Origin of the sequence: Burkholderia sp. NFPP32, assembly GCF_900119325.1 — a bacterium.
GTDB classification, from domain to species: domain Bacteria; phylum Pseudomonadota; class Gammaproteobacteria; order Burkholderiales; family Burkholderiaceae; genus Burkholderia; species Burkholderia pyrrocinia_C.
This window is the reverse complement of the sequence record NZ_FPJP01000010.1, coordinates 93,964-115,561: the sequence shown is the minus strand read 5'-3', so window position 1 is coordinate 115,561 and position 21,598 is coordinate 93,964. Positions and strand designations below refer to the sequence as shown.

The following is a 21,598-nucleotide window of genomic DNA, read 5'->3' as shown; positions in this document are numbered from 1 at the left end:
TCGCCCACCGTGCCGCGTCGGGCTCAGCGCCCCTTGAACACCGGCTTGCGCTTCTCGAGAAACGCGCGGGCGCCTTCGATCCGGTCCTCGCTCGCATAGACGTCGGGGCCGACGTCCAGCCGCAGCGCCGCGGCAACCGGCAAGCCCTGGCTGCGTGTCGCGGTTTCCTTGATGCGGCGGATCGTGAGCGGCGCGTTCGCGGCGATCGCCTCCGCCAGTTCGCGCACGGTGTCGTCGAGCGCGGCGCCGGGTACGACGCGGTTCAGCAACCCGACGCGCTGCGCTTCGTCAGCGTCGAAGCGGCGGCCCGTGAACAGCAGTTCCATCGCGACGGCGCGCGGCAGCATGCGCGGCAGCAGCACGCTCGCGAAGTTCGCGCCCATGCCGACCCGCGCTTCAGGCAGCGCGAAGTACGCGTGCTCGGCGGCGATCCGCAAGTCGCACGCGAGCGCGATTTCAAAGCCGCCGCCGACGGCGAAGCCGTTGATGGCCGCGATGGTCGGCTTGCGCAGCTCCAGGATCAGCTCGTGTACGTTGCGTGCGAGCCCGCGCATCGGCCGCATCCCGCGCATCTCGGGATCGCCGAGATCGATGCCCGCGCTGAAGGCCCGTTCGCCGGCGCCTCGGATCACGATCGCGCGAATCGCGGGGTTGTCGTCGAGCGTGACCAGTTCGTCGCACAGGCGCCGGATCGCGTCGGCGGACAGTGCATTGGCAACGTGCGGACGATGGATCGTCAGCCACGCAATGCCGTCGTCGTCGTTGCGCAGGATCGACGGGGCGTCGTCGCCGGTCAGGGAAGAGAACGTGTGCGGCGCGCTCATGACGCGCTCCCGGCAGAGCCTGCGCGTTCGTCGTGGATGACGCCTGCCTGCCGCAGCGCGTCGCGCCGGGCCGCATCGATGCCGAACGCGCCGAGCACCGCGTCGGTGTCGGCGGCGAACGGCCGGGGCGGCCGGCGTATCGATCCGGGCGTGCGGGAGAGTTTGGCCGGGATGCCCGCGCCGGTGTACGCATCGGTATTGACGAACATCGCGTTGCGCGCCGCCTGCGGATGGCCGAATGCATCGGCGACGGTGTTCACCGGCCCCGTTGCGACGCCGGCGTGCAGCAGCCGCTCGACGACGTCGTCGGCGCGAAGTTCGGCGGTGAGTTGCCCGAGCAGCGTGTCGAGCGCGTCGCGATGCGCGACGCGCTGCGCGTTGGTCGCGAACCGCGGATCGCGCGCAAGCTCGGGCACGCCGAGCGCTTCGACGAGCCGCGCGAACGTGCGGTTGTTGCCGGCGCCCGTCGCCACCGGCTTGTCCTTGCACGGATAGACGCCGTAGGGCGCGATCGCGCCATACACATTGCCGGTCGCGACGGGAACGTCGCCGGTCGCCATCCAGCTCGTGCTGACCGGGTGCAGCATCGACAGTGCGGTGCTGAACAGGTCGATGTCGACGTGTTGCCCGAGACCGGAGCGCGTCCGTTCGACCAGCGCGAGCAGGATGCTCGACACGGCGCTCAGGCCGGCCGCGAAATCGACGACCGGAAACGGCACCTTGAGCGGCATGCCGCCCGGTTCGCCGTTGATCGACATGAAGCCGGCCAGCCCCTGCGCGACGGCGTCGTAGCCAGGGAACCGCGCGAGCGGGCCGTCGGTGCCGTATCCGGAAATCGAACAATGCACGAGGCGCGGGAAGCGTTCGCGCAGGCAGTGTTCGTATCCGATGCCCCAGCGTTCGAGCGTGCCCTGCTTGAAGTTGTCGACCAGCACGTCGGCCGTCTCGAGCAGGCGGAACAGCACGTCGCGTCCGTCGGGGTGCGACAGGTCGAGCGCGAGATTGCGCTTGTTGCGGTTGAGCCCCCAGTAGTAGCTGGAGATGCCGCCCGGCATCGCGGGCCCCCAGTCGCGCGTCTCGTCGCCCTGCGGCGGCTCGATCTTGATGACGTCCGCGCCGTGGTCGGCGAGCGTCTGTGCGCAGAACGGCCCCGCATAGACGCGGCTCAGGTCCACCACGCGCACGCCCGCGAGTGCGCCTTCGTTGTTGCTGGTCATGACGATGTTTCCTTCGATGTGGAATTCGATGGTCCGGCATGCGCCGGCCGCACGGCAGACGACGCGTCGCCGGCTCAGCCGCGCGCGGCGAACAGCGCGTTCACCGCCGCACGATGTTCGGGGGTGGCGTGCGCGAACGCCTGGTACGAGGCCGACAGGTCGAGCAGTGTGTCGAGGCTCGCGTGCCGGCCTTCGCGCAGCAGCCGCTTGGTCAGGCGCAACGCGGTGCCCGAGTGGCGGGCGATGCGGCCGGCCAGTTCGTGCGCGTGCGCGAGGAGGTCGCCGTCGGGAACGACGCGCGACACGAGCCCGCAGCGCAGCGCCGCCTGTGCGTCCAGCGCGTCGCCCGTGAACGACATTTCCGCGGCGACGGCGGCGCCGACGATCTGCGGCAGGAACCACGCGCCGCCGTCGCCCGGCACGAGGCCGAGCGTGATGAAGCTCTCGGCGAAGCGTGCGCTGCCGGCGGCGATGCGGATGTCGCACATGCACGCGAGATCGGTGCCGGCGCCGATGGCCGGGCCGTTGACCGCCGCAATGGCCGGCACTTCGAGCTGCTGGAACGCCTGCGCCACGCGCTGTATGCCGTGGCGATAGCTCGTCCGGATCGCGGCGAGGTCGTGCGGGTCCGATTCGACGAACGCGCGCATCGCCTTCACGTTGCCGCCCGACGAAAACGCCGCGCCGGCGCCGGTCAGGATCAGCACGCGGATCGATTCGTCGCGGTTCGCGTCGTCGCAGCATTCGGTCAGCGCGTCGATCGCATCGGTATCCGAAATGGCGTTGCGGGTTTCGGGGCGGTTCATCGTGACGGTCAGGATCGGGCCCTGCCGTTCACGGATCAGAAAGGCTGCCATGGTGTCTCCGTATGTTCTGTGCCGCGGGACTTCACGCCGCGGGCCGAAGCCTAGTATCGTCACGACGGTTGGCGGCGGGAAATTCCGTTCCACGTATGTGGAAGGCCCGTCCCGGTTGCGTGCGGAGAGGGCGGGATGAGCGGAAACGTGGTCAAGAGCGCGGCGCGCGTGTTCGAGGTGCTGGAACTCTTCAGCACATTGCAGCGGCCGCTGAGCGTGCGGGAGATCGCCACGCGCTGCGGCTATCCGGGGTCGAGCGCGGCGGCGCTGCTGACCAGCATGAAAGCGCTCGGCTATCTCGCGTACGACGACGAGACGCATGCCTATGCGCCCACCGCGCGGCTCGTCAATCTCGGCGAAGCGCTCGTCGATTCGGCGGCAGGCAGCCGGCGGCACTGGCACGCCGTCGCGAAGCGGCTGGCCGCCCGCACGCACGAGGCGGTCGTGATCGCGGTGCAGAGCGATCTGTATGTGCAGTACATCGACGCGATCGCGGGCTCCCATAGGATTCCGATCCAGTTCTATGCGCCGATCGGCACGCGCCGCGAGATCTGCATGTCGAGCCTAGGCTGGGCGCTGCTGAGCATCCAGCCGGACAACACGATCCGCCGGCTCGTGGCGCGCAGCATCCGCCGGCTCGGGCAGTCGGGCAGGACGATCGACGAGGATGTCGTGCTCGACAAGGTCGAACAGGCGCGCCGGCACGGCTACTCGTATTCGGCGCATACGGTGACGCAGGGCGCCGCGATGATCTCGATGGTGATCGCGGACGGCTTGAACGGCCTGCCGCTGGCGATGGGCGTGGCCGGGCCTGTCGAGCGGATCGACGCGCACCGCGACGCGATCGTGCGGGCGATGCGGGAGGTGCTGGCCGAGCGCGCGGACGAGGCGGCCGGCTAGCCGCGCGAGGCTGGCCCGCGCGCCGGGCGTTGTGGCATCGGGCAAGTGCCGGTGCCTGACGGCGAGCGATGGCGATGCGGCCGGACGTCGATCCCGTGTGTCGGCCCGGTCATCGTTCGTGCCGCGCCCGTCGCACGCATTCGCATAGAATCGATGCGTTTCCTTGCCCCTGTCCCGGTTGCATTTCAGCGAGGTCGCAATGCCATTGAACGCGCCGCTTGCCGGCATCCACATCGTCGAATTCGAAGGTCTCGGCCCCGGCCCGCTCGCGGGCTGGATGCTTGCCGGGATGGGCGCGCGGATCACGCTGATCGCGCGCCCGTCCGGCCGCACGAGTGCGCCGGACGCGCTGCGGGGCCGCGACGGCGACCTGCTGCGCGAAGGCAAGACGATCGTCGAACTCGACCTGAAGGCACCGGCCGGCCGCGCTGCCGCGCTCGAACTGATCGCGCAGGCGGATGCACTGATCGAAGGGCTGCGGCCCGGCGTGATGGAGCGGCTCGGCCTCGGGCCCGAAGATTGCGCACGCCGCAACCCGAAGCTCGTGTACGGGCGGATGACCGGCTGGGGCCAGCACGGCCCGCTCGCGGCCGCGGCCGGGCACGACCTGAACTATGTCGCGCTGACGGGGCTGCTGTCGCTGTCGGCACCGAACGACGGCAGGCCGGGTTTGCCGCCGACCGTCGTCGGCGATGCGGGCGGCGCGCTCGGGCTCGCGTTCGGGATCGTCTGCGCGCTGTTCGACGTGCGCGGCGGCGGGCCGGGGCGCGTGGTCGACGGCGCGATCGTCGACATCGTGTCGATGCTCGGCTCGCTCGCGCTGTGGGCGCGTGCGAACGGGCAACTCGACGGCGCGCAGCCGAGCCTCTTCCACGACGCGCCGTTCTACGACGTGTATCGCTGCGCGGACGGCGAATGCGTGACGATCGGCGCGCTCGAGCCGCCGTTCTATGCGCTGCTGGTCGAGCGGCTCGGGCTCACCGACGTCGATCCTGCGTCGCAGTACGACCGCGCGCGCTGGCCCGCACTGAAGGTGCGGTTCGCCGACGTGTTCGCGCAGCAACCGTCCGCGCACTGGCGCGCGTTGCTGGAGGGCACCGACGCGTGTTTCGCGCCGGTATTGAGCGTGGCCGACGCGGCGCTGCATCCGCACAACGCGGCGCGCGGGATCTATCGGACCGACGAGAACGGCAACGTGCGGGCGCGCGTGGCGCCGCGTTTCCTGCCGCTGACGGGGGACGATGCGGGCTAGCGGCGCGGAGGCGTGCCGTTGCGCGGCATCGGATGGCGGCCGCTCGGGCCGTTTTCAGGCGGTTTCTTCAGGCCGTTTCCTCCGGCATATCCGGCACCTTGCCGTCGCCGACGCGGTTGATCGTGCCTTGCGCGATCGCGACGAGCCGCTCGTGATCGCCGTCGATGACGAACACATGACACTGGCAGGTCGCCTGGTGCCGCCCTGCGTAGACGAGCTTCGCGCGGGCGACGAGCGTGCCGTTCACGGCCGGCCGCAGGTAGTTGATCTTGTATTCGGCCGTGATCACGCGCGGGCCGAGCACGAGCGCGCCGGCGAACGTCAGCGCGTTGTCGGCGAGATAGCTGATGACGCCGCCGTGCACGAAACCGTGCTGCTGCCGCAGTTCATCGCGCACGTGCAGGCACAGCGACACCTCGTTGTCGCCGATATGCATCAGCTCCGTACCCAGCAGCATGCTGAACGGTTGCGCACGCAATGCGCCGCGCGCGTGGTCCGTGATGTCGGTCATCGACTTTCCTCGAAATGAGTGCCCGCTTGCGCTGAACTCTAGGAAGGGGGCAGCGGATAAGCAAGGAAATTCGTCCGCGTTTCCTGCAATTTCCGGCGCGATGTGACGCGATTATTGCGTCGAACGCGGGAGTTGTCCTTGTTTGCGGGCGATTCGGCGGGAATGCGCGAGCGACGCACGTCACGGGCCCGTGTTGCTGGCCGCACCTCGCCGGCCGCACCTGAACGGCTGCTCCTAAAGTCCGACGAAGAAATGCCGCTAATGCCGGGGCATTGCCTCATCGTCCGCTCTCCAGGAATCTCCCCATGTTCGGAAAAATCAAGCTCGCGTCGGGTCTGCTCGGCGTGTTGACCGTGTTTTGCCTCTTCCTGTTCGCGATCGAAGCGCTCGGCTTCCGGGCGCTCGCGTCGACGCGCAGCGGCGTCGACGATCTGTCGAACGTCGCGATCGCGCAGGTCAACGCGGCCAACCAGGCGACCGAGCACCTGCTCGACGCGCGCATCAACCTGTCACGCGCCGGCACGCGGATGGTGCGCGGCGGCCCGAAGCCGGAGGACATCATCCGCCACGCCGGCGCTTCGCTTGCCGACGCGGACAAGGCGTTCGCCGCGCTGACGGCCGCACAGCCGGTCGACGACACGAACCGCGCGCGCGTCGCGGCGCTCGCCGAGCGCTATCGCGCGCTGCGCGGCGCGCTTGGCGAACTCGTGCAGTTCCTCGACGCCGACAACATCCAGGCTTTCCTCGACCAGCCGACGCAAGGTATCCAGGATGCCTACATCGCCGAACTGCATCGCTTCGCCGAATACGGCAGCGCATCGAGCCGCACGGCGCTCGACACGATCGACGGGGGCATGCTCTGGTTCAAGTCGGTCGGCATCGCGTTGCTGGTGGCGATGCTCGCGGCGAGCGCGGCGATCTACGCAGCCGCGCGGCGCGCGGTCGTCGCGCCGCTGGACGAGGCCAGCCGCCATTTCGAGCGGATCGCGCAGGGCCGGCTCGACGAAGCCGTGCGGGCGGGCGGCGTGTTCGAGATCGACCGGATGCTGCGCGGCCTCGCCGCGATGCAGACGAGCATCGCGGGCACCGTGCGCACGGTGCGCCACGCGTCCGATGCGATCCACCTCGGCGCGGGCGAGATCGCGGGCGGCAACGCCGACCTGTCGGCGCGCACGGGCACGCAGGCCGCGTCGCTCGAGGAAACGGCCGCGAGCATGGAGGAATTGACCGCGACCGTCCGGCAGAACACCGACAGCGCACGCGCGGCCAGCGCGCTGGCCGACGCGGCGCTCGAAGCGACGAGCCACGGCGGCGGCGTGGTCGACAGCGTGATCGACCGGATGCGCGGCATCGCGCAGAGCTCGGGGCGGATCGCGGAGATCATCTCGGTGATCGACGGCATCGCGTTCCAGACCAACATCCTCGCGCTGAATGCGGCGGTCGAGGCCGCGCGGGCCGGCGAACAGGGGCGCGGCTTCGCGGTCGTCGCGGGCGAAGTGCGCTCGCTCGCGCAGCGCAGCGCGCAATCGGCGAAGGAGATCAAGGCGCTGATCGAGGATTCGGTCGCGCAGATCAACGGCGGCGCGGAACTCGTCGAGCGCGCCGGCGACGCGATGCGGACGGTGTCGGCGTCGATCACGCGCGTCGTGCAGACGATGTCCGAGATCACGGCCGCGTCGGTCGAGCAGAGCGTCGGGATCGAGCAGGTGAACCAGGCCGTCACGCAGATGGATCAGCTGACGCAGCAGAACGCGGCGCTGGTGGAGCAAGTCGCGGCGGCGGCCGCGTCGCTGAACGATCAGACCGCGCACCTGATGCAGGCGGTGTCGGTGTTCGAACTCGGCGACGCGCGCGCCGCCCGCGGCGAACGCGCGGCGCCGTCGTTCGCCGACGCGGGTTACGAACCGGCCGGCAGCGCCGCGTAGGCGGTCGCGAGATGGTAGGGCGTCGTCGACGGCATGTCGGCGCGCGACACCTGCCCGTCCGCCGTCTTGCACTCGAACCAGCCGCGCGGATGCAGGAAGCGAGCGGCGAAGCGCCCGATCTGCTGCGCGAGCGGCGCGGACGCCGGCGTGCCGCCGTGCGTCGCGAGCGCGCGCAGGTACTCGGTCTGCGCCCAGATCCGCTGCGTGCCGTCGATGCACGCGCCTTGCGCGTCGAGCGCCGCGCAGACGCCGCCCGTCTGCGCATCGACGCCGTATTGCTCCGCGAACGTGAACGCGCGCGACAGTGCCGCGGGGAGCCCGGTCTGCGCGAGCCGTGCTCCGGCCGCATCGACCAGATAGAACCATTCGAACTGGTGGCCGGGCTCGAAACGGTTGTCGGCCGCCCCGAGCGGCAGCTCGGCGACGCAGCCGGTCGCCGCGTCGACGAACGTGCGCTCGACGGCCTGCGCGGTGCGTGCGAGCGCATCGTCGAACGCCGCGTCGCCGAACGCGTCGGCGGCCGCGAGCCACGCTTCGGTCAGATGCATCAGCGGATTCTGCAGCGCGCCGCTGCCGGATGACGAGAAATCGGCGTGGCGCGCCGCATCGAGCAGCGCGTCGCTATGGCGCGGTGCGAAGCGGTCCTGGATCAGCGCGGCGGTTTCTTCGGCCACCGCGCGCGCGGCGGTGTCGCCCGACGCCGCATGCCATGCGGCGCACGCGAACACGATGAACGCGTGCGTATAGAGATCCTTGGTCGTATCGAGCGGCGTGCCCTGCGCGTCGACGCTGTAGATCCAGCCGCCGTGGCGCGCGTCGCGGAAGCGGCTGCACAGCGCGTCGAACAGCGTGGCCGCGTGTGCTGTGTCGCCGGCCTGCGCGAACACGAACAGTTGCCGCGCGCAGGCCATTGCGCGATAACGGGTGACGGGCAGCGGCGCGTGAGCGGCCGGATCGACGGCCTCGAACGGCAGCCGCAACGTGTGGTCGAACCCGGAACCCCGCCAGATCGGCAAGACGACGTGCGCGAAATGGTGGCGCAGCTGGGCGGCCTGGGCGGAAGCGGAGTCGGAAACGGACATGACGGGGTTGAGCGCTTGGATCTGAACGTGTCGGCGCGGCCCGGATCGGCGCGGCCGGGGCCAAGGATAAAACATTCCGCGCGGACGGCACAAAAAAAGGAGATAAATCGGATGCTCAGCAACCTGGAACTCGTGATGCGGCTCGTTCTCGCGGCGGCGCTCGGCAGCGTCATCGGCTTCGAGCGCGAGCGCCTGTCGTGGGCGGCCGGCCTGCGCACGCACATGCTCGTGTGCGTCGGCTCGACGCTGATCATGATCGTGTCGGCGTTCGGTTTCGCCGACGTGCTCGGCAGCAGCGAGCACATCGTACTCGATCCGTCGCGGATCGCCGCGCAGGTCGTGTCGGGCATCGGCTTCCTCGGCGCAGGCTCGATCCTGCTGCGCGGCGAGATCGTGCGCGGGCTGACGACGGCAGCGAGCCTGTGGTCGGTCGCCGCGATCGGCCTCGCGGTGGGCGGCGGGCTCTATGTCGCGTCGATTTCGGCGACGATCATCATCCTGATCATCCTGGCCGGCATCAAGCCGCTGGAGCGGCGCTATTTCACGGTGCGCCAGCGGCGCCAGCTTGAGCTGACGGTCGTGAGCGGCGCGCTGACGTTCGATTCGCTGCACGCGGCGCTCGGCCCCGACAGCGCGCGCGTGAAGCAGTTCATCTTGCAGCGTGCCGACGACACGGGCGAGCACGACGAAGTGCGCATCGCGCTCGCGCGGGTATCGGAACTCGAATACCAGGCGATCTGCGGCAAGCTGCGCGCGCTGCCGGGCGTCACGCGTTTCGAAGAAGCGAACGGGTTGTCGGGTGACGAATAGGCTGAATCGGTTGCGGGGCGTGCGACAATGGCCGGCCACCGATTCCGTTCGACTTCCGGTTCCGCGCTCGCGGGCCCCGCAATCCGATCTCCATGACCGAATCCGTTTCCACGCCTCGCTCCCGTTCCCGTTCCAATCGTTCGTCGGCCCGTTCCCGCCAGCGCTCGGCGGCTGCCGCGGGCAGCACGTCCGCGAGGGCGACGTCGCGGCCCGGCAGCGCGCCGGTCGGCGATGCGTCGCGGGACGAACTGACGCTCGACCTGTTTGGCGACCCGGTGCTCGAGCCGGGCGAGCGGGTGCCGGTCACGGCACGCGACGAAGCGGTTGCGGAAGCCGAAGCCGCGGCCGGTGCCGCAGACGATGCCGCCGCCGGGCGGCAGGCGTCGCTGGATGGGTTCAGCGCGCCGGAGGCCGCGAGTGCGGCGGGGCATGCGGACGCAGAAGGCGCTGTGAAGCCGGAAGTCGCGCTGGCGGTTGACGGTGTTTCGGCGCCTGAAGGCGGCGATGCTGTGAAAGCGGACGGTGTGACTGCGGCTGATGGCGTTGCGATGAAGGCGGTCGAGGTACTTACGGCCGATGGCGTTGCAGCGAAGGCAGCCGATGTGCGTGAGGCCGATGGCGGCACGGTGGCGGTAGCCGAGCCGCAAGCGGCAAATGGCGCTGTGGCGAAGATGGCCGATCGACAAGCGGCTGATGACGAAGTTGCGAAAGCTGCTATCGAAGCGGCGGTCGGCGTCGCGACCGTCAAATCCCGCGAAGGGCGCTCTTCCGGTGAGGTAGTGAAGGAGCGCCGCTCGTCGTCGGGCGGCAAACGCCGGGCGGCTGCCGGCGCAAGCGACGCGACGTCGATGCAATCCGCGCCGGTTGCGACGAGCGTTGGCAAGGCGCCGGACGCGACCGGATCGAACCCGGGGGCGGACGCCGTTTCGACGGTCGAGCCGCAGACACCGGCACAACCGGTCGAGCCAGCGAACGCCGCGAACACCCGTGACGCTGCCCCGACCAACACCTCGCCGTCGCCGGTCACGCAGCCTGTCGCTTCCGCCGCGTCCTTCGTGACGAAGCCGTCGTCGGAACGCACGCAGCCGGCCGCGCCGGCCTTCGATCCTGACACGCACCTGCGCCCGCTGACCGACCGGCTCGCCGCGCTGCAGGCCGACGTGGACGGTTTGACGCGCGCGGCCGATCGCGAGATGCGCCGCGTCAACCGCCTGTTGCTGGCGCTGGCCGTCGTCGTGCTGGCGGGGCTCGTCGCGCTGATGCTGCAAACGCGGCAGATCGCGCACCTGAAGCAGGACGCGGCCACCGGGCAGCAGCGGATCGATCGCATGGCGGCCGACCTGTCGACGCAGCAGGCGACGCTGATGACGCTCGAGGAGCACCACGAAGCACTCCTGTCGCAGGTCGACCGGCTTCAGCGCAATGCGAACCGCGACGCGGCCGTCGCGAAGCGTGCCCGTCGCACGCGCTGATCGTTCCGACCCTATCCTGGAAGCCCGACGGGGCAAGGATCGTCGTTCCGCACCCGTGATCGGCGGCGGCGCGCGTGCGGCAAACTGATGCGGTGTACTGGCAGAATTCAGGGAAAACCCTTAGAATGGAGTCCGTCTAAGGGAAAACCCTATACACAACTGTCAGGAGTCTCACATGAGCTTCATCCTTGCCCTGCTGCAAAAGATCGACGACCTGTTCGTGTCGCCGCACCTGCCGCTCGACGCCGATTACTCGTACGCTGCGCGTCGTGCCGAAGCCGAGCGCGTGCGCCGTGCGCATCTCGTGCCGATCGTCCTGTATCGTCGCTGATTCGCTGATTCGCTGATTCGCTGATTCGCTGATTCGCTGATTCGCTGATTCGCTGATTCGCTGATTCGGCGCGGCGCCCGCTACACCTGCCCGCTTGTTTTCCGCCGCTGCCCCGCGCGCCGGCGCGACCGTCCCGCTACACTGGAAGTCCGATTCCCTTCACGGCGACCGGGCCATGCTGCAGATGCGGCCGATGACGGCCGGCGAATTCCACGCGTACCGCACGCGAGCCATCGACGGCTACGCGCGCGATCTCGTTTCATCCGGACAGAATGCTGTCGAAGACGCGGCCGAGCGTGCGCGCGCCTGTTTCGACATGCTGCTGCCGGACGGCCTGCGGACATCCGGCCAGACACTCGTCGTGCTCATCGACGGCGCCAGCGGCGACGCGGTGGGCGATCTCTGGTACGCGATCGTGCCCGAAGGGCCGAACCGCACGCTGTTCATCTACGACCTCGACATCGTCGCGTCCCGGCGCCGCCAGGGCTGGGCCACGCGCGCGCTTGATGCGCTCGACGCCGAGGCGCGGCGGTACGGCATCACCGAGATCGGGCTGTCGGTGTTCAATCACAACACGGCGGCCCGCGCGCTGTATCGTGCGTGCGGCTTCGTGCCGATCACGACGACGTTGATCAAGCCGGTCATCCCGGGCTGAATCCGCTGGCGGGCGCTGCGTCGTCACGTGCGACCGATTCCGCACGCGCCGCTGACGGCCGACGCAAACCACCCTCCCGACCCTTCCTGTTCGCCGAACGCCCATTCGGCTAGTTCACCGGCACGCCTCAGCGCGCGCGCCCTTTCCATCTCCGCAGCAGCAGCGCGTTGGTCACGACGCTGACGCTGGAAAACGCCATCGCCGCGCCCGCGATCACCGGATTCAGCAAGCCGAGCGCCGCGAGCGGCACGCCGACCAGGTTGTAGACGAACGCCCAGAACAAGTTCTGCTGGATCTTCCGGTACGTGCGTTTGGAGATGTCGATCGCGTCGGCGACGAGCGCCGGATCGCCGCGCATCAGCGTGATGCCGGCCGTGTGCATCGCGACGTCCGTGCCGGTCGCCATCGCGATGCCGACATCGGCGGCGGCGAGCGCGGGTGCATCGTTGATCCCGTCGCCGACCATCGCGACGATCCCGCCGTGCGTGCGCTTCAGTTCGGCGACGACGCGCGCCTTGTCGTCGGGCAGCACCTGCGCATGCACTTCGCCGATGCCGAGCGACGCCGCGACGGCCGCCGCGCTGCCGCGGTTGTCGCCCGTCACGAGCACGCTCGCGACGCCGCGCGCCGACAGCGCCGCGATCGCATCGCGGGCGCCCGGCTTCACGGTGTCGCCGAACGCGATCAGCGCGAGCAGCGCGCGCGGCGCATCGGCGCGCATCAGCCACGAGATCGTGTTGCCCGCGCGTTCGAGCTCCGCCGCGCGAGCGTCGAGCGCGGGCGGCACTACCAGGCCGAGCTCGTCGCGCCAGCGCGTGCTGCCGAGCGCGAGCAACTGCCCGCCGACGCGTGCTTCCACGCCGCGTCCGGCCACCGCGCGCGCATCGGCTGCGACGGCCGGCGGCGCTGCAGCACCGCGCGCGGACACGTCCGCATCGTGCGCGGCGACCACCGCGCGAGCGAGCGGATGGTCGCTCTGACGCTGCACCGCCGCCGCGAGCGCGAGCGCTTCGTCGCGCGGCATGCCGACGGCTTCGAACGCCGTCACGGACGGCTTGCCTTCGGTCAGCGTGCCGGTCTTGTCGAACGCGATCACGGTAGCACGCTGCGCGAGTTCGAGCGCCTGGGCGTCCTTGATCAGCACGCCGTGCCGGGCCGCGACGCCCGTGCCGGCCATGATCGCGGCGGGCGTCGCGAGGCCGAGCGCGCACGGGCACGCGATGACGAGCACCGCGACCGCGTTGAGGACCGCGGTTTCCGTCCCGGCGCCGGCGATCAGCCAGCCGACCAGCGTCAGCAGCGCGATGCCGAGGATCGCCGGCACGAATACTTCGCTGACGCGATCGACGAGCCGCTGGATCGGCGCCTTCTCGGCCTGCGCGGATTCGACGAGGCGGATGATGCGCGCGAGCGTCGTTTCCGCGCCGATCGCGGTGGTTTCGACGACGAGCGCGCCTTCGCCGTTGATCGAGCCGGCCGTGACGGCGTCGCCGTCGTCCTTCGGCACCGGCAGGCTTTCGCCGGTGATCAGCGATTCGTCGATATGCGAGCGGCCCGTCACGATCCGGCCGTCGACCGGCACGCGTTCGCCGGGGCGGATGCTGACGTTCGTGCCGACGCGCACTTGCGACAGCGGCACGTCGCGTTCGACGCCGTGCTCGACGACGCGCGCCCGATCGGGACGCAGCGCGTTCAGTGCGCGGATCGCCTCCGTGGTCTGGCGCTTCGCGCGCGATTCGAGCCATTTGCCGAAGCGCACGAGCGTGACGATGACGGCCGACGCCTCGAAATACAGGTGGCCGGGATGTGCGGGATCGCGCAGCAGCATCCACAGGCTCAACCCGTACGCGGCCGACGTGCCGAGCGCGACGAGCAGGTCCATGTTGCCGGTGCGCGCCTTCACCGCGTGCCAGGCCGCGCGGTAGAAGCGCGCGCCGAAGCCGAACTGCACGATCGACGCGAGCGCGAGCTGGAGCCAGCCGGGCAGCATCAGGTCGATGCCGAACGGCGCGACGAGCATCGGCGCGACGAGCGGCGCGCTCAGCACCGCCGACCAGATCACGAGGTTGCGTTCGCGAACCGCCTCGCGGTGCTTGCGGGCGTCGGGATCCTGCGCGGGGCTGGCCGATTGCGCGTCTGCGCCGGACGTTGCACCGGCTGACGGCGCGGCGGTGAGCGATGCGCGGTAGCCGGCCGTCGTGACCGCCGCGATCAGCGTGGCGGCGTCGAGTGCGCCGGCGCCGTGCACCGTCGCGCGCTCGGTTGCAAGGTTGACCGATGCGCGTGCGACGCCCGGCACGGCGGCCAGCGCCTTTTCGACGCGGCCGGCGCAGGATGCGCAGGTCATGCCGCCGATGTCGAGTTCGAGATCGGAGGCGGCGGCGGATTCTGCCGGCCGGACGGCGATGGCGGCGGCGCCGTCGACCGGCGTCGCGCCATAGCCGGCCTGTTTGACGGCTTCGACGAGCCGCGCGGCGGAAACGTCGGCCGCGGCGTCGACCGTGGCGCGCTCGGTCGCCAGGTTGACCGACGCGCGTGTAACGCCGGACACCTTCGCCAGTGCCTTCTCGACGCGCGACACGCATGACGCGCAGGTCATCCCGTCGATATCGAGTTCGATCGTGGCCGCGGCTTCAGGAAGCGCCGCCGTTACCGGCGGCGTTTCGTCGCGCGGCGCATGCGCCGCAGGCGCGGTCGCGACGGCTTCGACCGCCGCTTCACGCACGGCCGCGCGATAGCCGGCCTCGCCGACCGCGTCGACGAGCCGGCCGGGTTCGACCGATTCCTGCGCGGTCACCGTCGCCGTATGCGCGTCGAGATCGACCGCCGCATCGACGACGCCCGGCACGGCGGCCAGCGCGCGCTGCACACGGCCCGTGCAGCCGCCGCAGTGCATGCCGTCGACGCTCAGTTCGATCGTTTGCAGCGCGGCGGAGGCAAGTGGTTCAGTCATGTCGGATTCCCCAAAAGCGCGGTTCGTGCCGCGAATGATTCCAGTATCAACATTCCCATGATGGGAAGGTCAAGGGACGGCGACGCTGTCGATGCACACCGGTTGTTCCGGCCCGGAAAAAGCCGACACCCGACTTCCAGGCGGGCAGCCGGACGGGTCATGCCTTTGCGCTCGATTGCGCGGTCACGCGCAGAGCTTGGCGCTCGCGAGACGATTCAGGCTGACGCCTTGTTCGGCGGCCTGGATCACCAGCGCGCGATGCGCCTGCGGAGGGATGCGAACTTTGAATTCACCGCTGTAGGTTCGGTCGGCGATCGGCTCGGGCACCTTCTCCCCGTTCGCGGTCATGTCGCGCACGACCTCGGCGACGAGCCGGCGAATGCCGGCCAGCGCGCCTTCCGGCGTTTCATCGAGCCATGAAAGAGACGGGAACTCCGCGCAGAGGCCGACGTGCTCCCCGTCCTCCGGGGACCACGTTACGCGGTACGTAAAGTGGTCTTGGGTCATGATTTCTGTTCCTTCAGTCGATCGATCGCGTCGAGAACCTGCCGCACCTGATACGCCTTCGCTTTCCCGCGATCATTCTGGATATTCACTCGTGGATCGCCTTGCCACGGTGTCTTGAAAATGGCATGGCTTGAACCGGATTGGCGGGCCGCTCCGAAGTGTGCCTCGCAGACCTTGAACAGATCGTTGAATCGCACATTCGCGGGCTCGCGCCTCATTTGTTCGAGGATCTTCCATTCGCTTGCCATAGCAAATGGTGTCAATAGTGACACCATTTGTCAATCCGGACCGCGGGCCGCTCTGCCTCGGGATCGTTCCAGCACGTGTCGGCGTCGCTTCGATACCTCCGTTTTTGGGCGAATCCCGCGAAATGTTTCGAATTCGTCGACAGTCCGACTACCGTTTTGTCCTCTATTCGGCATATTGGGTGGGGGATGCCCTTAGGCGCTATGATACCGGCCTGATACCAGCGCCCACCGTAGCGAGACGGTCATGCGGGCAAGCTGACGTGCCTTGCGTTCGCCGTTCGCGAGTCGAACAAGGCGTTGACTGAAAAGAACGACATTCGGCCAGTAATCGATGATTGAAAACCTACGAGAATCCGTTTCTCCGCGGCGCGCGTGCGCGTCGCTGGTCATGGCGGCGTTGCTTGCGGGATGCGCGTCGCAACCCGATGCGATCCAGCGGAAAACCGGCTGGATGCGTGCGGAAGTCGCCGACTCCTATGTCTATGCGTATCCGCTCGTGCTGATGGACGTCGCGAAGGAAGCGGCGACGGGCGGCGACGGCGCGCAGCCGGGGCAGGCGCCGCTCAACACGCTGCGCCACGCGCAAGCGCTGCCGCCGGTCGGCGCGGTCAATCCGCCGCTGCCGGGCGTCGACACGCTCGACTCGACCGGCTGGCTCGACGTCGCCGCCGAACCCGTGATCGTCACGCTGCCCGACACGCGCGGCCGCTACTGGGACGCGCGCGCGCTCGACATGTGGACGAACGTGCTGTGGTCGTCGTCGAGCGTGGCGGCACGCGGGGCCCGCGGCGGCGCGCGATCGCAAACGATTGCCTTTGCCACGAAGGACTGGCAGGGCACGCTGCCGAAGGGCGTGCAGCGCGTCGACCTGCCGTCGGGCAATGCGTGGCTCGAAGTGCGGCTGCAGACGAGCGGCGGGCGCGATCTCACGAACGTGAAGAAGCTGCAGCGTGCGATTCGCGTGGTGCCGCTGTCCGTTTACACAGGCGCCGCGCGCGGCGCGTCGGTCGCGGTCCATGCGGGCAGCGCGCCGTCCGAAGCGGTGGGCGGCGGCACGCCGGCCGAGCAGGTGGCCGCGCTCGACCCAAAGGCGTTCTTCGCGCGCTTCGCGCAGGCGCTACAGGACAACCCGCCGCCGGCCGACGACGCGCACGCGCAGGAATTGCTCGGCGACATCGGCGTGTCGGCCGGCTACCCGGTGCTGTGGACGGGCGACCGCCTCGCCGCCGCGACGGCGGGCGTCGCCGAGGCGCGCGCGCGGCTCGCGACGCCGCCGTCGAACCTGCTGAACGCGAACGGCTGGAGCTGGATCGGCGACACGGCCGGCAAGTACGGCCAGGATTACGCGCTGCGCGCATACGCGGCCTACACGCAGTTCGGCACCGCGACGCGCGACGACGAAACGCTCGCGATCGTCCGCGTGGACAGCGACGGCCATGCGCTGAACGGCGCGAACCGCTACGTGCTGCATTTCGCGCCGGGCGCGCTGCCGCCGGCGCGCGCGTTCTGGACGCTCACGCCCTACACGACGAACGGCGCGCTGCCCGACCTCGGCGCGGCGCGCCGCTCGCTCGGCGATCGCGACCGGCTGCGCCGCAACCATGACGGCTCGATCGACATCGTCGTGTCGGCGTCGCCGGGCGGCGCGTATGCGGGCAACTGGCTGCCGGCGCCGCGCACCGATTTCGCGCTCGCGTTGCGCCTGTACGCGCCGAAGCCGCAGGCAAGCGACGGCTCGTGGATGCCGCCCGTCGTCGTCCGGAAATGAACGGTTGAGCGGCGCCGTTGCCCGCCCCGCGGGCGCGGCGGCGGCGCCCGACCTCCGTACCGTCCCCTTCTGAGCCTATACTTTCGGGATAGCGTGCGCGGCCGCCCGGTTTTCCGGTGCGGCCCGGCATCCATTCCCGAAGATATTCAAGCATGGCAAGCGCAGACAAAGAAACCGTATCCTCGACCCTCCATGCCCTCGGCGGCGTTGCACGCTCGCGCCGGACCCGGCGTATCGGCATCGGCGTACTGATCTTCCTCGTTTTATTCGGACTGCTCGGGTTCTTCGCGGCGCCGCCGCTGATCCGCCATGTCGCCGAACAGCAGCTGAGCAAGCAGCTCGACCGGCCTGCCACGATCCAGCGCATCGCGCTGAACCCGTACACGCTGAATCTCGAAGCCGATGGCATCCGCCTGGGCGAGCGCGGCGGCCAGGGCGACTTCATCGACATCGGCAAGCTCGTCGTGAGGCCGTCGTGGTCGTCGCTGTTCCGCGGCGCGCCGATCGTCAACGAAATCCGCGTCGATTCGCCGCGCTTTCACGTCGTCCGCTACGACGCGCAGCGCTTCAACTTCACCGACCTGATCGAGAAGTTCTCGACGCCGTCCAAACCCGAAAGCAAGCCGACGCAGTTCTCGGTGTCGAACATCCAGGTGAACGACGGCCGGATCGACTTCGACGATCGCCTGCTGAACGAAAAGCACGTCGTCGACAACTGGACGCTCGGCATTCCGTATATCGCGACGCTGGCGTCGAAGACCGACATCTTCGTCGAGCCGAAGCTGCGCTTGCGTTTCGACGGCAGCCCGATCGCGATCGACGGCAGGACCAAGCCGTTCGCGCAGTCGCGCGAGTCGGAGATCGCGCTGAAGTTCGACCGTCTCGACGTGCCGAAGCTGATCTCGTACGCGCCGGCGAAGCTGCCGGTGGTCGTGACGAGCGGCCTGCTGAGCAGCAACCTCACGGTCAATTTCGTGATGAGCGGCGAGAAGCCCGCGCTGCGTGTATCGGGCACCGTCGACCTGAACGACGCGAAGGTGACGGACCACGCGTCGGCGCCGCTGTTCGCCGCGCGCGGCGTGCACGTCGCGGCGGCCAGCCTCGAGCCGCTGCGCAATGCGATGCACTTCGACGAGATCCGGATCGACCAGCCGGTGGTCGACCTGTCGCGCGACAGGCAGGGCGTGCTGAACGTCGAGAAGCTCGCAGCGCAACCGGGCGCCGCACCGAAGGCCGAAGCCGGCAAGCCGGCGGCGTCGGGGGCCGCAGCCGCTTCCGGCATCGCCGCCGCGGCAGCCAGCAGTGCGAAGGCCGAAACCGCTGCCGCAGCAGCCAGCGGCGCGAAGGCCGAAACCGCTGCCGCAGCAGCCAGCGGCGCGAAGGCCGAAACCGCCGCCGCCGCGAAGGAGGCGCCGCCGCTCGACCTGACGATCCGTCATTTCGCGATCGACGGCGGCACGCTCAACGTCGACGACCGCGTGCCGGCGACGCCGACCGCGCTGTCGCTGACGAAGCTCGCCGCGACGCTCGACGATTTCTCGCTGCTGGGCAAGACGCCCGCGAAGTACACGCTGTCGACGTCGCTGTCGCGCGGCGGCGACGTGACGGCCGAAGGCGGATTCAATCTCGCGGCGAAGCAGGCCGGCACGAAGCTGACGGTCGCCGCGCTCGCGCTGCCGGCGCTGCAGCCGTACCTCGGCGAGGCGACGCGCGCGCGCGTGCTCGACGGCACGCTCGGCGCGACCGTCAACGCACAGGCCGACTGGGGCAAGACGCCGCTCGCCGCGCAGGTCGCCGACAGCACGGTCAGCCTGAAATCGCTGAAGATCGCGACGCCCGACACGAAGGCGCCCGCGATCGTGCTGCCCGACGCGAGCGCGAAGATCACGAAGGTCGACGTCGCCGCGCGCACCGCGGAGATCGCGAGCGTCGACGCGAGCGGGCTCGCGCTCGACGTGAAGCGCCTGAAGGACGGCAAGATCGACCTCGCGGCGCTGGCCGAACCCGCGCAGGCATCGGTGCCGCAGCGCACGGTCGCGCGCAAGGCCGAGGCCGCCGCGCCGTCGTGGCATTACCGGATCGACGCGCTGAACGTGAAGGATTCGTCCGCGAACTTCACCGACCTGTCGACGCCGCGTCCGGTGAAGCTGGCGATCAAGCCGCTGGAACTGTCGGTGCAAAAACTCAGCGACGACATGACCAAGCCGCTGCCGGTGCAACTGAAGGCGACGCTGAACCGTAAGGGCTCGCTGAACGTCGCGGGCGACGTGACCGCGCAGCCGCTGAAGCTCGGCCTGAAGATCGACGGCAACCGCCTCGACGCGGCTGCGTTCGAGCCGTATTTCGGCAGCGTGCTGAACGCGACGATCGCGAGCGCGCTGCTCAACGCGCAGGGCAACCTGACGTTCGCGCAGGTGAAGGACACGCCGCGCGCCACCTATCGCGGCGACGTCGCGCTCGTCGACGTGCGGATGCTCGACAAGGCGACGTCCGACCCGTTCGCGGGCTGGCGCTCGCTCGCGCTGTCGAACCTGAAGGCGAACTACGACGAGAAGGGCACCGACGTCGACGCCGCGCGCGTGACGTTCTCGAACTTCTACGGCCGCGTGCTGCTCGATGCGCAGGGGCGCCTGAACCTGAAGGACGTCGTCGCGAAGGAGTCGGGCCCCGCGCAGTCGCTCACGCGCGACGCAAGCAAGGGCGAGCCGGTGCCGCTGTCGCCGCAGGCCGCGTCGGCGCCGGCCGTGGCCCAGGCCGCATCGGCCGCGTCCGCGCCGGCGGTCGTGAAGGCCGCGCAGCCGCCGCAGCACCCGGTGCGGATGCACTTCGGTCAGCTCGTGCTGCAGGACGGCCGCGTCACGTACACGGACAACTTCATCAAGCCGAACTACACGGCGAACCTGATCGCGATCAAGGGCACGGTCGGCGCGTTCGGCACGGATTCGACGACGTCCGCGCCGGTCGACGTCGCCGCGAACCTCGCGGGCAACGGGCCGATCTCGATCAAGGGCTCGGTGAACCCGCTGATCGAGAAACCCGCGCTCGACCTCACGGCGACCGCGCACGACATCGAGCTGACCAACCTGACGCCGTATTCGGCGAAGTACGCCGGCTATCCGATCACGAAGGGCAAGCTCAACGTCGACCTGCACTACCAGCTCGCGAACGACCAGTTGACGGCGAACAACCACATCTTCATCGACCAGCTCACGTTCGGCGACCGCGTCGAAAACGACACGGCGACGAAGCTGCCGGTGAAGCTCGCGATCTCGCTGCTGAAGAACACGCGCGGCCAGATCGACGTGAACCTGCCGGTGTCGGGTTCGCTGTCGAATCCGGAGTTCAGCATCGGCGGGCTGATCTGGCACGCGGTGCTGAACCTGATCGCGAAGGCCGTCACGTCGCCGTTCACGCTGCTCGCGAATGCGTTCGGCGGCGGCGGCGAGGATCTCGGCTACGTCGAGTTCGCGCCGGGCACGTACGCGCTGACCGACGCGCAGCAGCAGAAGCTCGACACCGTCGTGAAGATGCTGACCGAGAAGCCGTCGATCCGCCTCGACCTGATCGGCCGCGTCGATCCGGCGCAGGACACGCCGGGGCTGCGCGACGCATACGTCGACCGGCTGGTGCGCCAGCAGAAGCTGAAGGACGTGGTCGGCCAGGGCGAGAGCATCGATCCGATGTCGGTGAAGGTCGACCCGGCCGAATATTCCAAGTACCTGACGCGCGCGTACAAGGCCGCCGACTTCAAGAAGCCGCGCAACCTGGTCGGCCTGCAGAAGACGCTGCCCGATGCGGACATGAAGCAGGCGCTGGCCGATCACGCACCGGCCGACGACAACGCGCTGCGTGCGCTTGCGCAGCAGCGCGCGCAGGCCGTGCGCCAGTACCTCGAAGGGAAGATCGATTCGAGCCGCGTGTTCGTCGTCGCGCCGAAGCTCGATGCGAAGGGCATCGAGGACAAGGGTGCGACGACCCGCGTCGACTTCGGGCTTCAGTAAGCCGTCGCTTCATCCGCTGCCGCCGCGCCCGCACCAGCCGGGCGCGGCGGCTTTTTTTCAGCGCGCGACGATTGCCGGTTCGCGCTTGTCCAGTTCCTTCCTCGCGGCCAGCGGCAGACGCGCGTCGTCCCACTGCGTCAGCCATTCGACTTCCTTCGCGGTGAATACCTGTCCGTAGTTGCGCAGCGCGTACTGCAGCGCGTCGACGACGTGATGGCGAATGATTTCGGGGGTGCGTGCATCGTCCAGCACGAACCGGAGAGCTTCCAGGGTCGACATAGTCGT

18 protein-coding genes are annotated in these 21,598 nt (G+C 69.4%); 9 read left to right on the top strand and 9 right to left on the bottom strand.

Features of this window, described 5'->3' with window-relative positions; genetic code table 11:
- Positions 1–23: 23 nt before the first annotated feature.
- The 3 genes from BT264_RS19935 to BT264_RS19925 form a co-directional block, all read right to left on the bottom strand.
- Entirely contained in the window at positions 24–824 is an 801-nt protein-coding gene (locus tag BT264_RS19935) for an enoyl-CoA hydratase/isomerase family protein (RefSeq protein WP_083534127.1), read from the bottom strand.
- Positions 821–2,041: a CaiB/BaiF CoA transferase family protein gene (locus BT264_RS19930; protein WP_072440090.1), complete on the bottom strand. Its 1,221-nt coding sequence runs from the start codon at positions 2,039–2,041 to the stop codon at positions 821–823. Before BT264_RS19930 ends, BT264_RS19935 begins: the two co-directional genes overlap by 4 nt.
- A gap of 74 nt (positions 2,042–2,115) precedes the next feature.
- The gene (locus tag BT264_RS19925; RefSeq protein WP_072440091.1) at positions 2,116–2,898 is read right to left on the bottom strand and encodes a crotonase/enoyl-CoA hydratase family protein; all 783 of its coding nucleotides are present in this window, start codon (positions 2,896–2,898) and stop codon (positions 2,116–2,118) included.
- Between the two features lie 135 nt (positions 2,899–3,033).
- Here BT264_RS19925 and BT264_RS19920 point away from each other — a divergent pair, with 135 nt between their 5' ends.
- Entirely contained in the window at positions 3,034–3,798 is a 765-nt protein-coding gene (locus BT264_RS19920; protein ID WP_072440093.1) for an IclR family transcriptional regulator, read from the top strand.
- A 199-nt stretch (positions 3,799–3,997) separates the two neighbouring features.
- Positions 3,998–5,050 (top strand): CaiB/BaiF CoA transferase family protein, encoded by a 1,053-nt coding sequence (locus BT264_RS19915; RefSeq protein WP_072440293.1) that lies wholly within the window; start codon positions 3,998–4,000, stop codon positions 5,048–5,050.
- A gap of 67 nt (positions 5,051–5,117) precedes the next feature.
- On the opposite strand, the gene BT264_RS19910 is transcribed toward BT264_RS19915, so the two are convergent.
- The gene (locus BT264_RS19910; protein ID WP_047902232.1) at positions 5,118–5,561 is read right to left on the bottom strand and encodes a PaaI family thioesterase; all 444 of its coding nucleotides are present in this window, start codon (positions 5,559–5,561) and stop codon (positions 5,118–5,120) included.
- A gap of 305 nt (positions 5,562–5,866) precedes the next feature.
- On the opposite strand from BT264_RS19910, the gene BT264_RS19905 reads away from it, so the two are divergent.
- Positions 5,867–7,486 carry a methyl-accepting chemotaxis protein gene (locus BT264_RS19905; protein ID WP_072440095.1) on the top strand — a complete coding sequence of 540 codons (1,620 nt, stop codon included), beginning with the start codon at positions 5,867–5,869 and terminating at the stop codon, positions 7,484–7,486.
- Here the strand turns inward: BT264_RS19905 and BT264_RS19900 are convergent.
- Positions 7,459–8,568: an AGE family epimerase/isomerase gene (locus tag BT264_RS19900; protein ID WP_072440097.1), complete on the bottom strand. Its 1,110-nt coding sequence runs from the start codon at positions 8,566–8,568 to the stop codon at positions 7,459–7,461. The two genes, BT264_RS19905 and BT264_RS19900, sit on opposite strands and share 28 nt — an antisense overlap.
- 111 nt (positions 8,569–8,679) lie before the next feature.
- Between BT264_RS19900 and BT264_RS19895 the strand changes: the two genes are divergently transcribed.
- The 4 genes from BT264_RS19895 (at position 8,680) to BT264_RS19885 (ending at position 11,836) form a co-directional block, all read left to right on the top strand.
- Positions 8,680–9,378, top strand: a complete 699-nt coding sequence (locus tag BT264_RS19895) for an MgtC/SapB family protein (protein WP_072440099.1) — start codon at positions 8,680–8,682, stop codon at positions 9,376–9,378.
- 92 nt (positions 9,379–9,470) lie between these two features.
- The gene (locus tag BT264_RS19890) at positions 9,471–10,850 is read left to right on the top strand and encodes a flagellar hook-length control protein FliK (protein WP_072440100.1); all 1,380 of its coding nucleotides are present in this window, start codon (positions 9,471–9,473) and stop codon (positions 10,848–10,850) included.
- A gap of 175 nt (positions 10,851–11,025) precedes the next feature.
- Positions 11,026–11,181, top strand: a complete 156-nt coding sequence (locus tag BT264_RS39265) for a hypothetical protein (protein ID WP_174382494.1) — start codon at positions 11,026–11,028, stop codon at positions 11,179–11,181.
- Positions 11,182–11,356: 175 nt separating this feature from the next.
- Positions 11,357–11,836 carry a GNAT family N-acetyltransferase gene (locus BT264_RS19885; protein WP_072440102.1) on the top strand — a complete coding sequence of 160 codons (480 nt, stop codon included), beginning with the start codon at positions 11,357–11,359 and terminating at the stop codon, positions 11,834–11,836.
- A 127-nt stretch (positions 11,837–11,963) separates the two neighbouring features.
- Here the strand turns inward: BT264_RS19885 and BT264_RS19880 are convergent, their stop codons facing one another.
- The 3 genes from BT264_RS19880 to BT264_RS19870 all read right to left on the bottom strand — a co-directional run bounded on the left by BT264_RS19880 (position 11,964) and on the right by BT264_RS19870 (position 15,571).
- The gene (locus tag BT264_RS19880; protein ID WP_072440104.1) at positions 11,964–14,789 is read right to left on the bottom strand and encodes a heavy metal translocating P-type ATPase; all 2,826 of its coding nucleotides are present in this window, start codon (positions 14,787–14,789) and stop codon (positions 11,964–11,966) included.
- A 183-nt stretch (positions 14,790–14,972) separates the two neighbouring features.
- Positions 14,973–15,296 (bottom strand): type II toxin-antitoxin system HicB family antitoxin, encoded by a 324-nt coding sequence (locus tag BT264_RS19875; protein ID WP_072440106.1) that lies wholly within the window; start codon positions 15,294–15,296, stop codon positions 14,973–14,975.
- Positions 15,293–15,571, bottom strand: coding sequence for a toxin HicA (locus tag BT264_RS19870; RefSeq protein ID WP_204422072.1), 279 nt, complete (start codon positions 15,569–15,571; stop codon positions 15,293–15,295). The genes BT264_RS19875 and BT264_RS19870 overlap by 4 nt, the downstream gene beginning before the upstream one ends.
- A 304-nt stretch (positions 15,572–15,875) precedes the next feature.
- On the opposite strand from BT264_RS19870, the gene BT264_RS19865 reads away from it, so the two are divergent.
- Both BT264_RS19865 and BT264_RS19860 read left to right on the top strand, forming a co-directional pair.
- The gene (locus BT264_RS19865; protein ID WP_072440110.1) at positions 15,876–17,312 is read left to right on the top strand and encodes a DUF1254 domain-containing protein; all 1,437 of its coding nucleotides are present in this window, start codon (positions 15,876–15,878) and stop codon (positions 17,310–17,312) included.
- 152 nt (positions 17,313–17,464) lie between these two features.
- A complete protein-coding gene (locus BT264_RS19860; protein WP_072440112.1) occupies positions 17,465–21,313 on the top strand; it encodes a DUF748 domain-containing protein in 3,849 nt (1,282 codons plus the stop codon).
- Between the two features lie 57 nt (positions 21,314–21,370).
- Here BT264_RS19860 and BT264_RS19855 read toward each other — a convergent pair whose 3' ends face one another.
- Positions 21,371–21,592: a hypothetical protein gene (locus tag BT264_RS19855; RefSeq protein WP_034181647.1), complete on the bottom strand. Its 222-nt coding sequence runs from the start codon at positions 21,590–21,592 to the stop codon at positions 21,371–21,373.
- Between the last annotated feature and the right edge of the window lie 6 nt (positions 21,593–21,598).

Coding starts and splice junctions, on each gene's coding strand:
- BT264_RS19935 (WP_083534127.1), bottom strand. CDS start 824: ATGAGCGCGCCGCACACGTTCTCTTCCCTGACCGGCGACGACGCCCCG.
- BT264_RS19930 (WP_072440090.1), bottom strand. CDS start 2,041: ATGACCAGCAACAACGAAGGCGCACTCGCGGGCGTGCGCGTGGTGGAC.
- BT264_RS19925 (WP_072440091.1), bottom strand. CDS start 2,898: ATGGCAGCCTTTCTGATCCGTGAACGGCAGGGCCCGATCCTGACCGTC.
- BT264_RS19920 (WP_072440093.1), top strand. CDS start 3,034: ATGAGCGGAAACGTGGTCAAGAGCGCGGCGCGCGTGTTCGAGGTGCTG.
- BT264_RS19915 (WP_072440293.1), top strand. CDS start 3,998: ATGCCATTGAACGCGCCGCTTGCCGGCATCCACATCGTCGAATTCGAA.
- BT264_RS19910 (WP_047902232.1), bottom strand. CDS start 5,561: ATGACCGACATCACGGACCACGCGCGCGGCGCATTGCGTGCGCAACCG.
- BT264_RS19905 (WP_072440095.1), top strand. CDS start 5,867: ATGTTCGGAAAAATCAAGCTCGCGTCGGGTCTGCTCGGCGTGTTGACC.
- BT264_RS19900 (WP_072440097.1), bottom strand. CDS start 8,568: ATGTCCGTTTCCGACTCCGCTTCCGCCCAGGCCGCCCAGCTGCGCCAC.
- BT264_RS19895 (WP_072440099.1), top strand. CDS start 8,680: ATGCTCAGCAACCTGGAACTCGTGATGCGGCTCGTTCTCGCGGCGGCG.
- BT264_RS19890 (WP_072440100.1), top strand. CDS start 9,471: ATGACCGAATCCGTTTCCACGCCTCGCTCCCGTTCCCGTTCCAATCGT.
- BT264_RS39265 (WP_174382494.1), top strand. CDS start 11,026: ATGAGCTTCATCCTTGCCCTGCTGCAAAAGATCGACGACCTGTTCGTG.
- BT264_RS19885 (WP_072440102.1), top strand. CDS start 11,357: ATGCTGCAGATGCGGCCGATGACGGCCGGCGAATTCCACGCGTACCGC.
- BT264_RS19880 (WP_072440104.1), bottom strand. CDS start 14,789: ATGACTGAACCACTTGCCTCCGCCGCGCTGCAAACGATCGAACTGAGC.
- BT264_RS19875 (WP_072440106.1), bottom strand. CDS start 15,296: ATGACCCAAGACCACTTTACGTACCGCGTAACGTGGTCCCCGGAGGAC.
- BT264_RS19870 (WP_204422072.1), bottom strand. CDS start 15,571: ATGGTGTCACTATTGACACCATTTGCTATGGCAAGCGAATGGAAGATC.
- BT264_RS19865 (WP_072440110.1), top strand. CDS start 15,876: ATGATTGAAAACCTACGAGAATCCGTTTCTCCGCGGCGCGCGTGCGCG.
- BT264_RS19860 (WP_072440112.1), top strand. CDS start 17,465: ATGGCAAGCGCAGACAAAGAAACCGTATCCTCGACCCTCCATGCCCTC.
- BT264_RS19855 (WP_034181647.1), bottom strand. CDS start 21,592: ATGTCGACCCTGGAAGCTCTCCGGTTCGTGCTGGACGATGCACGCACC.